The sequence below is a fragment of the uncultured Brachyspira sp. genome (assembly GCF_944390595.1).
Lineage (GTDB): Bacteria > Spirochaetota > Brachyspiria > Brachyspirales > Brachyspiraceae > Brachyspira.
Window position 1 is genome coordinate 1 of record NZ_CALXRN010000249.1, and the last position, 9,985, is coordinate 9,985.

The 9,985-nt window shown below is 37.9% G+C and carries 11 protein-coding genes; 2 read left to right on the forward strand and 9 right to left on the reverse strand.

From position 1 onward, the window contains the following. On the forward strand, positions 1–648 hold a 648-nt coding region (locus Q0J90_RS14615), incomplete at its 5' end, for a site-specific integrase (protein WP_297278607.1). Between the two features lie 723 nt (positions 649–1,371). Here Q0J90_RS14615 and Q0J90_RS14620 read toward each other — a convergent pair. The 9 genes from Q0J90_RS14620 to Q0J90_RS14660 form a co-directional block, all read right to left on the reverse strand. Continuing rightward, complete coding sequence (locus tag Q0J90_RS14620) at positions 1,372–2,178, reverse strand: hypothetical protein (protein WP_297278608.1); 807 nt, start codon at positions 2,176–2,178, stop codon at positions 1,372–1,374. A gap of 73 nt (positions 2,179–2,251) precedes the next feature. Then, entirely contained in the window at positions 2,252–4,189 is a 1,938-nt protein-coding gene (locus tag Q0J90_RS14625; protein ID WP_297278609.1) for an ATP-binding protein, read from the reverse strand. A gap of 47 nt (positions 4,190–4,236) precedes the next feature. Next, positions 4,237–4,524, reverse strand: coding sequence for a hypothetical protein (locus tag Q0J90_RS14630; RefSeq protein ID WP_297278610.1), 288 nt, complete (start codon positions 4,522–4,524; stop codon positions 4,237–4,239). Continuing rightward, positions 4,524–4,961 (reverse strand): hypothetical protein, encoded by a 438-nt coding sequence (locus Q0J90_RS14635; protein WP_297278611.1) that lies wholly within the window; start codon positions 4,959–4,961, stop codon positions 4,524–4,526. The genes Q0J90_RS14630 and Q0J90_RS14635 overlap by 1 nt, the downstream gene beginning before the upstream one ends. Further along, the gene (locus Q0J90_RS14640) at positions 4,958–5,482 is read right to left on the reverse strand and encodes a hypothetical protein (RefSeq protein ID WP_297278612.1); all 525 of its coding nucleotides are present in this window, start codon (positions 5,480–5,482) and stop codon (positions 4,958–4,960) included. The genes Q0J90_RS14635 and Q0J90_RS14640 overlap by 4 nt, the downstream gene beginning before the upstream one ends. A 1-nt stretch (position 5,483) precedes the next feature. Further along, the gene (locus Q0J90_RS14645) at positions 5,484–7,406 is read right to left on the reverse strand and encodes a hypothetical protein (RefSeq protein ID WP_297278613.1); all 1,923 of its coding nucleotides are present in this window, start codon (positions 7,404–7,406) and stop codon (positions 5,484–5,486) included. A 3-nt stretch (positions 7,407–7,409) separates the two neighbouring features. Next, positions 7,410–8,393, reverse strand: coding sequence for a hypothetical protein (locus Q0J90_RS14650; protein WP_297278614.1), 984 nt, complete (start codon positions 8,391–8,393; stop codon positions 7,410–7,412). A gap of 1 nt (position 8,394) precedes the next feature. After that, a complete protein-coding gene (locus Q0J90_RS14655) occupies positions 8,395–8,862 on the reverse strand; it encodes a hypothetical protein (protein WP_297278615.1) in 468 nt (155 codons plus the stop codon). After that, a complete protein-coding gene (locus tag Q0J90_RS14660) occupies positions 8,859–9,440 on the reverse strand; it encodes a sigma-70 family RNA polymerase sigma factor (protein WP_297278616.1) in 582 nt (193 codons plus the stop codon). Before Q0J90_RS14660 ends, Q0J90_RS14655 begins: the two co-directional genes overlap by 4 nt. Here Q0J90_RS14660 and Q0J90_RS14665 point away from each other — a divergent pair. Beyond that, positions 9,414–9,985, forward strand: a 572-nt coding sequence (locus tag Q0J90_RS14665) for a DUF3987 domain-containing protein (RefSeq protein WP_297278617.1), incomplete at its 3' end; no start/stop codon positions are given. The genes Q0J90_RS14660 and Q0J90_RS14665 overlap by 27 nt on opposite strands.

The following is a 9,985-nucleotide window of genomic DNA, read 5'->3' on the forward strand; positions in this document are numbered from 1 at the left end:
CACTTCGAGAAATTTGTCGGTGGCAAATGCACCTTTGGCGATGTCACCGTGGAACTGTGCGAGAAATTCAGGGATTACCTACTCAAATGCAAACAGATCAATCATCCTAATGCTTATATCTCACGCAATTCGGCAGCAGGCTATTATTCTACATTCCGTGCCCTATTGAAAATAGCCTATAAAGAAAAGATGCTGCGCGAGAATTTGAACGACTTTCTGGAAAAGATAGAATGGAAAGAGGTCAAGAAAGAGTATCTGACACTTGATGAAGTCAAGAAACTGGCAGCTACACCCTGCAAGATTCCAGTCTTGAAACAGGCCTCCCTATTCGCTTGCATGACCGGCCTCCGTATCAGTGATATTCTGAAGCTGGATTGGCGTGATTTTGAAGTCGGTCCGGATCAAGGCTATTACATTCGTATCTGTACCGAGAAGACGGAAACCGAGGCCACCCTTCCCATCAGTCAGGAGGCACTGGAGTTGTGTGGCGAATGGGGTTCCGGAAAAGTCTTCAAAGGCTTAACCCGATCCATGACTCATCACCCCCTGAAACAATGGATTGCCGAAGCTGGAATCAGGAAACACATAACCTTCCACTGCTTTAGGCATATTGAATATTCCTTCTCACTAAAATCCAATCGCTTGTAAAATAAGTGCAACTTAATAGGCAACAATTTATAAACCAATGCATTCTGTGTTTCACCTCGTTTTGCATTAATTCAAAAGAACGCTTTTCCTAAATGCTAAAGGAATTAAATTTTATTACTCCACAAAGTTTTCCATTTGTCCATGCTCATAAAAATTCCTCTTTCCGAGGTTACAGAGTTTAATCTGCTATCATTTCGTATTCGGCATATTCGGGGGAACCATTTGTCGAGCTGGTCATCAACCCTCATTTTCATTTGGGAAGTGATATACTTCGACATTTTCTGAACAAGAACGGAAAGAGACGCTACCTCATCAAGCCATCCGATTATGAAAAGTCGCTTGGCATCAAAAATGTCAATAGGCATAATGAGGTAGGCAAACAATCCGAATATTGCCGACTTGCCTTTACGCGGCACAACCGGCTTTGCAGCTCCAGATGCAGATGCTATCCCATAGAGCGTTATAATCAAGATTAAAAATTGCCATAAAGTATATATTTGTTGATTACACCATAATAGGATACTATTTTTGACAAAGAGATTGCCATCTAAAATCTAAACCTTTTTGGAAATTGTATTTGCCAGAGGATAACTTAATCATCTCGGATGCCAAATTAGAAACGGAAACCCCAATTTCAATAATATTGATAGAGCTTGACTATAAGAATTATTCTGCATTGGGGAATCAATGTCAATCATAAATATACAACAGCATGTTGTTATGTTAACTCTCAAGGTGGTCACGAGCCCATTTAGCTTCCTTTATCCAATGTTCTTGTTCAGAGCCAGAGGAGATACGTGCTTGATGCTCATACCACTCAACATCAGCCATCGTGGCATTTTTTGCTTCACCAGAGATATCGACTGAATGGGTATCAGCGAGAGCACTCGCGGAAGTAGAAGGTGTCGAACCAAATTGTGCGCGATATTCGGCAATTAAACTGCCTTTCTCAACGATATGCTCATTCAAGCGAACGAGGCAGTTTTCATATGTTGGCGGTATTCCACGCTCTGAAAGTTCTTGAGCAACCTGTTGCCCATATTCAATGAAATTCGCACGAAGAGCTCCATTAGGATGAGTAGCGCCACCCGGTGTAGAGCCAAGAGCAGCCTCAAAATTGTCGATATCCATCCCTTTTAGACCTGCATGTACTCCAGCAAAGAAATCGCATGCGAGCTCTTCTTCCCAGTTATCATTGTAGGCACCCTGCAATGTGCGATGGGCACATTCGTGGGTGTAGATAAGGGTCAGAGAGTCTTCTCCGTTGATTCCAAGTTGCATAAGTTGTTCACGGTTAAAACCAAAAACATCGTCGTCCATGGTCAATGTATCATTGGGCCAAACGCAAGCACCATGTGCATTAATCACTGGCACTTCGGGAATACCGAAGAAATCGCAAGCTTTGGTAACAGCTGAAAGAACCATATCATCCGGCAACATAACATCATTAATGTTACTGGAAAGATTCATGACGTTGTGCGATGAAGCAACATGGATATCATCCACGAAATTATCAAAATCATTATTCATAATCATTATTGTTTGTTATTATATTTTTCTTTAATGAGTAGAACATGCCAGAAAACTATCACTACTGAGAAGTTTATTTTGTTGTGCCATCGGTCAATCCAAGCCGCTGAGCCATTTCTTTTGAAGCTGGTGTGACGGATGTCGTAATATTGTTTGATTTTATATTAGACACATGAGATTTCGTTTCCTCTTTTTTCTCCTCTTTGTATGCCACAATCTCTGAAATGAAATCATCTTTGGTAAAGATATGCCTACTTCCATCTTTTTGAGATGCTTTCAATAGCACTCGCCATATAATCGTCTTGATATCTCTTCCTGATAAACTTACCAAATTTGTTGCAATAAATTCCAACTCTATATCTGTGAATGCAGAGTTGGGAATATATTTAGATAAATTGGATGGAATGTTTTTTACAAATATTTGCTTGCAAGTTTCTTTATCCGGAAGAGGAAATTCTATTTCTGCGAGGAAACGTGTCTTGAAAGCACTATCGTAATTAGTGGTTAAATTGGTGGCAAATATAACGACTCCTTTGTATTTCTCAAGCTGAATTAGCATTGTACTACGCAATGAATTAATTGCTTGTTCCGAACCTTGCGAAACATTTTGAATGCGTTTGCCCAAGAAAGAATCTGCTTCATCGAAGAACAATACGAGTTTTTTATCTTTTGCAAAATTGAAAACCCTTTCAAGTTTTTTGGGGGCTTCGCCGACATACATGGATTCAATTTCTGAATAGTTCAACGCAAGCAGTTGATATTCGTCACCAGTTTGTTTTGATAATTCATTAGCAACTGCAGTCGCACACATGGTTTTGCCTGTGCCAGGAGGTCCATAAAAGTTAATGATTGATCTGATATTTGAATCAACCTCTGCGAATCCCCATATGTTATAAACAAGATTTTGGTTTATAATGCTTGATAATGCCATCATTAACTTGGCTTTATTATCTTTTGATAATACAACCCTGTCAAGTGACATATTTGGCTCAATAATCTTAAAGTCAGCCCCTTCTACTTTTTGAAATTCTGCTTGTGTCTGTTTATACTGATTGACTTGTTGCTGTACTAATGTTTCAACGGAATAATCCAAGCCTCTCTCTATGTGGTTAATAACTATTTGAGAGATCTCAATTATCACTTTATTGGGAACTTCCTTGAATAGAGAAACTAATAGATTCTTGTTGGCTACTTGAGGAAAATTTCGTTCAACAAATGTATTCAAATCTCCAGACTCAATTTGATCCAGATATTCAACAAAAGATATATTATTTGACAACTCCTTTGACAATAGTAGTGGTGATGAAACAGCCAAAAGAATAATATTCCCAGAAATTGCAGCTGCAGTTAAATTCCCTTCTATATCATACCGAAGCATTGACAATTCTCTGTTCGGAATTGCAGGAGATGTATTGAGATCAGAGAACAAATAATCAAAACCAGAAAGAAGAATTACTCTATTTTTTTCGTTAGACAAGGTGTTACGCAATAGGGTATTATCCTTGAGAATATCGTTTATTTTGATTGTATAAAGCGACTTTGTCATCTTTTCTGACAATGATTCTGCAAATACATCAACGGCAGAATCATTCGCCCCCGCCAAACATATAAAGTTTAACGAAGACTTTGACTGACCCAAAAACGATATTAAACGATAGATTTTTGTTTCAAAGAGATCAAAAAACACAGATGTTCTCTTGCTGGTCGGAATATGTGTAGGCTCAGAAAGTTCTTCTTGGAATGGACTTTTTACAATTATAAGCATCGAATTGATTCCAACCTTGTCAAATCTGAAAAGCGTCAACTTTGCTTTTAAAATTCCAAGTTGAGACATGTCTTTCTTGCTTATATCAATAGTCTTCCAAAAAATGTTATCATTCAATGTTATTGAATCTCTTTTTTCAGCTACTTCAGGATTGAGAATAAGGGTATAATCGAATTTGCACTTTGTACACTGCTCGAAATCAGAGACTCTTTTTATAAAAGACTCATAGATTCTGCTTTTCTCCATAGAGGAAGCTCGGTTAGTTGAATGATCAACAAAATGTGTAATTGTACTCATGATGAATATTTGTTTATTTCACGGCCTGCATATAAAGAGGACGATATGCCGTCTAAACTAGCATAAGATTCACTTGCAATGGTATTACCAAAGATGTCCTCAACATTTACATCTATTGTATCTACACCACAAGTCGTGTAATTCTTTTTTATTTTAGCCTTAAAAAAATCGGTATGTTTTTCCTTAAGTTTTGCAACTAATTTTGCGACAGAAAGGAATGCAAAGATGATGATAATCCCTGCAGCCACCAGTATTGTTATTATTGCTGCTACGGTAAAACTCATTACTTTAAATTTAATTCATTTACGTCATTTTTGAGAATGTTCACGAGATTGGGTTCAATCGAATTACAAGCAATAAGTAAAACATACTTGGTGTTGAGTTCCATATCAGTGATAACGAAAGCGACAATATTCTTGGCGTTCGAAACAATTAACTTTTCTACAACCTCTTTCGGGAGATTAAAATTATTGACTGATGATTGTAAATTTCTCAAGGCAAACAAACGGATTGTCTTGCCAAAATCTTCAAAGTCTAAATTCAGGGATTTTAACCATGGTGCTAAATCTTTAAGACTAGCAGTCTCGGTCTCTTTTAAATTAATTTGTGTTGGTAAGAAGACTTTTCTACCACGACCATTCCTACGGTTTAGCAGATAATAGGTTCCACCCCCAACCACAAGGATAGCGGCTCCGATGATAAAGTAATTCAATGTTGTCATATTCCTTTTAGATTAATTTCTGTTACTTCATGAGCCATAGCCTTAGCTCTTAGCTCCTCTGATAGTTCATTCGCGGAAACGGAATAAACATTCTCCGTGTTAAACTCCGCATCTGTTTGTATGATATGTATATCATAATCAGATGTTTGGGCATCCTCGAAGAGATCCTTCGAATCAACGACATCAGTGCCCATTTTACCTTCTGCTTTAGCTTTTTTTATTATCTCCGTGAAATCTAGTCCATTAGCATTCTTCTTGGTAAATACTAAAAAAAGTTTCTTTACGCCGTTTTTTAGTTGTTCCTTTACGATAGACAAGCCATCGGCAATTTTTCCTGCTACATAAGACAGCCCACTAGCAACCTTTGCTACAAGGGATTTGATAAGTGACTTAATAACGCCGACAATAGTCTTTATCCAGTTTGCAACTTTGACAATAAAGACCTTAAATCTAGACCAGACCTTTTGAATTGCACTTTTAACCCACTCCCATGCGGATTTGATGTAATCTAGAAATCCCATATTACTTAAAGTTTAATTGCATACTATCGTTGCTGCCAAACATATCATCCAAAGTGTCGTCGGTTTCCATAAATGATATAACACATTTGGGGTGATTGGAATTGATGAGCGGTTGTTTATCTTTCGTTAAACACATATACATTTTATATGGATACTTATCGAATAATCCACTGCGGGATTTGCACAGAAAAGCACCATTAAAAGATAACTCGCCCATTTGTGTTTTAGCCTTACGAAGCCATTGAACAATATCTTCATATTTGAGTTCCTTGCGATTCAATGACTCTACCTCTTTAGCTTCACATTCATGTAAAATAGCTTCCTTGACATTATTGATATAATCCTTGAAAAGGTCATCAATTTTTGAAGCTAAAGGCCGTAACTCTTTTTGCAAATACTGATATTGGCTATCCAGAATTGCAGAAACGTCTTCTTTGTTCATATTAGCAATTATTATTTGTTCGATTTTATTTAATGATTCTACAGGGCAAGAAAATCTATCACCTGAGAAAAGATTTTTAGGGCAGTAAAATTTGGGGGCAAGAAACAGCCAAACACCATTCTTCCCCCATGACACGATTTCGTTATCTTTAGTAAAGAATGCAGCTACGGCTAACTTTGTATCTTTCTTAATAAGATGAAAAGAGTCGCAAGAAGGCAAAACTTTCAAAGCGTTTAAGCAAGTCTGGATAATATATAAAATTGAGAGCTCTGTTGATTTATGTACCGCCCAATTTATGCCATTTTCCCGTTCTCTTAAAATATTAGCTTGGATATTACGAATGAGATAATCTATATGCGTATGTGTATGATGATTATTTGCAAATTCACGGATGTCCTTAATGAGACTAAGCTCCTTAATTTGTTTGCTTTCAGGTAAAGTTTCAATATAGCCTAATAACAGATTAACGGCATTTTCTTTGTCACTTATGGCTGGAGCGAAATCTGACCAATTAGTTTTTAAATCACAGAACTCAACATTCGATTCAACCGCCTTCCTCAAAGATGATTCATATTCAACAAAATATTCTTTAACTTCGTCCGTAGATAAGCGAACATAAGATTGGGATAACAATGTTGGCAAAGTTGGGCCTATTCTATAGAAATTCCAATAGTACATGTCAGCAAAGAAACTGATAAAGGCCTCAAGTTTATCAATACAAACTGCTAAAATAGCTTCAACTGTTTCGTCGCTGTAACAATGTCCTGAATTAGACGTAATAACAAAACCTGAATCCAACTCGTTGGCTATATCATTAAGGTGAGCGTCAGCTGAATCAATTGATAACCCCCACCAATAGAAACGAAAAATAAGTCTCCCATTTTTTAAAATAGGTGAAATAACCAAAGTCGGCACATCAGACAGATGAGCATATAGATCCTTGTGTTTCGAGCCGACATCCTTAAAATTGTCTCTCCAGGCCTCTTGGAAGAATCGTATAGATTTTTTCGCCGAAATATTCCAATATCGAGAGCAGAAGCATGCTAATGCTTCCTCAAGTTTATAGAATACTGCTTTGTTAAACTTGGCATCAGTTGATGTGGTAAATATGCAATTTAGCGGTATAGCTTTTTGTTGAAATTGACCGATAGAAGTTATGGTATCATTCTTTATTACATATGGGGGCACCATCAATGGCCAGCTATCCAAGGAAGATTCATAAGCTGCTTGAAGTAAACTATTCTCATGATTTGTCCTAATAAGGTTAAGTCGATCTTGCTGTGCCTCAACCTCAAGTTGACGTTGGAACGAACATAGTTCAGCAAATTCTGCACGGGCATTTTCAATTCCCTCGCGAGTAACCTTCTCCTCAAAAGCCTGCTGCTTTCGGGCTATTTCCTCCGCATGTTTTTTACCTTTAATATTATTATAGCAAGCTGAAGCTATTTGAACAGCTAAAGTTGATAAGAATGTGATTGCCATAGTTTAAGCTTTGAGAAGTTTAAAACTTAATGAATTGTCAATCAAAGAGAGTTCTTCCTTTGTACACAACTGGCGAAATTCTGAACTTTCAAAAAGTTTTCTCATGTCTTGATAATGAGAGGACATCAGCTCTTGTATTTCCGGAATTGCAAGGATTTCAGATTCAACATTTTGACCGAATAATACTGGAGCATGATATTCAGCAAGCATATAAGCATCTCTCGTCATTCCTATTATTGCTTTGACTGCCGACATCGTAATCTGTGGTATGAGATCATTGTCAGAGCATTTTATTTGGACGGCTTTGCTGTGATTCATACTTTGCAGGCCATGAGCAAATGACCAAGAAGCCGTTTCAATTCCGATGATATCATCTTGTTGATATGGGAACACCAATAGTGTTGGAATACCTCCCATTATAAAGTTAATATTCATTGCTTCACCTAGACGGCTTTGGCACGAATTCTTCCAAGGACATTTCTCTACATTTACACCGAAGGGCTGCATATAGCTTATTAGTTCTTCGCAGAATTGCTCATACAAAGAGGTGTTCCTGATAGAAGACGTAAGCTCTGTTTTAGCGACAAGTACCGTCAATGGGACGATAGATTTTTGAGACAAAAACTTTTCGCGTTCCATCAAGACAGAATACACCGATTGTTCAAGAGGCCAATATCGGGTTAGGAAATCCTTGAAATCGGCCTGTTGTTGACGAGATTTATTCATCTCTATAGTTTGCTGAATCAAGTACTGGCGGCCTAATTCATAGCTTTCTCTACGGAATAAAAGTTGTGCATCCAATCTTTCACGAGCATATTCATTTCTTAATTCTTGAAGATGTTCACGAAATTCCAAATTAGAATTTACTATTTCAGATTGTTGATTCCGTGCTTTGTCGCCAAAAACAGCTGATTGAATCGCACTTGTAAAAAAGAAAGGAGAACAGCCACTTTCCTGAAGTGTATTTATAATTGCATCTATTCCCATATCAAATATTCAAATCATCAATAATTCCGAGCTCTTCATCATTCGAGTCGTTGAAATTGAGTTCATTGTCTTTACGCCCATGACAGTCATCATTATCATCTTGAATGTGCATCATACCAGACAGATAGTCATTTGCAATACAGATGATATCATCTACTGACTGTTCCCAAGGGGAATTGATTTGTTCAGTTTGAAGCGACTCAATTTGACTAATATTGTTTAGATTATGTATGGCCGCCATACTGGCAAAATCAGGTAAATCCAAAGATCCAATAGACTCTGAATCCAGATTTATTCCATCTGATTCAACAGACTGCACCAAATCTGAAAGGTCGTCATCTATGCTGAGAAGATTACTAACTTCTCTGAACTCTGATCCTCTTAAATTGCCTTCCACATAAGCGCCTAGCATCTCTTCCGATATAGAGAGATCTTGAAGGTCATCAAACTTATCTTGAAAGTCTATCATACGACACCCTCCTTTCTCAAAGCAACGTAGAGTTGGGCTTTGGCCAATTTATGTTTGTTATAGTAATTCGACATGGTCATGGATAACAATTCAGCCGTCTCCTCGTTTGTTCTATCGAGGAGATATCGCAACTCAATGAGGCGGCGATACCGTTCATTAGGCATTTGCTTCAGGACTTTGTAGGCATCTTCCATGCTGAGATTTCTTATTTCTTTATCTACAGAGCCACCAATGCGCTCTAAACTATCACCATCACCATAATTATTATTTGTTTCGATACGCTTGGCAAACAGCTGATGACAATAGTTCTCAACCACAATCTTCAGCCACATTGTCAACGTGCATCTGAATTCGAATGCTGCAAGCTTCGAGATGCCTGTCTTCTTCTGAGGAATCATAATATAGACATATATCTCGTTTATAAGTTCAAAACAAGATTCACAATCGGTATAATATTTGTCATAAACCGCCTTGAACAAGGGATAGCACTTCCTATATAGGAATTCCTTTGTGATTGTGGTGTCCCTATCCAATATCGCCTTGACGATTTCTTGGTCGGTGTAGTTTTCTATCTCCATCGTATCAGCAACAATATAATTGATGCAAATATACGCAAAATCTCACAAAATCAAATTTTTGGGGCAGGAATTTTCACACTTCAATTCTTCATCAATACACACTTTATTTCAGGTCCTTTTTGGATAAAAATAAGCTTTTCCCACCATCAAAACACCAATTTTCTTTGCCAGCAAACAATTAGTTACAACAACGGTTCGGAAGAACAGTTCTGGCTTTCGGTGTTCAATGCCAAGCCCACGATTTCCGACCGCAAGAGTACGCAAAGTTCCATTTTTATCAGACGTCCTTACATCTCCGTTATCGGTACCATCCAAAAGAAGATTCTGGGCGAACTGGTCAAGGGCGAGCGTTCGAATAACGGTTTTATTGACCGTATTCTTTTCGTGATGCCTGAATCTGTCTTGAAAAGCAGATGGAACGACCGGGAAACTCCTGAAGAGCTGGAAATCCAGTGGCAACAGATTATCGACAAGCTAATCGCACAGGATTGTCCGCATGACGAGAATAATGAGTTGCAGCCTCAATGCCTGCCATTCGATGAAGA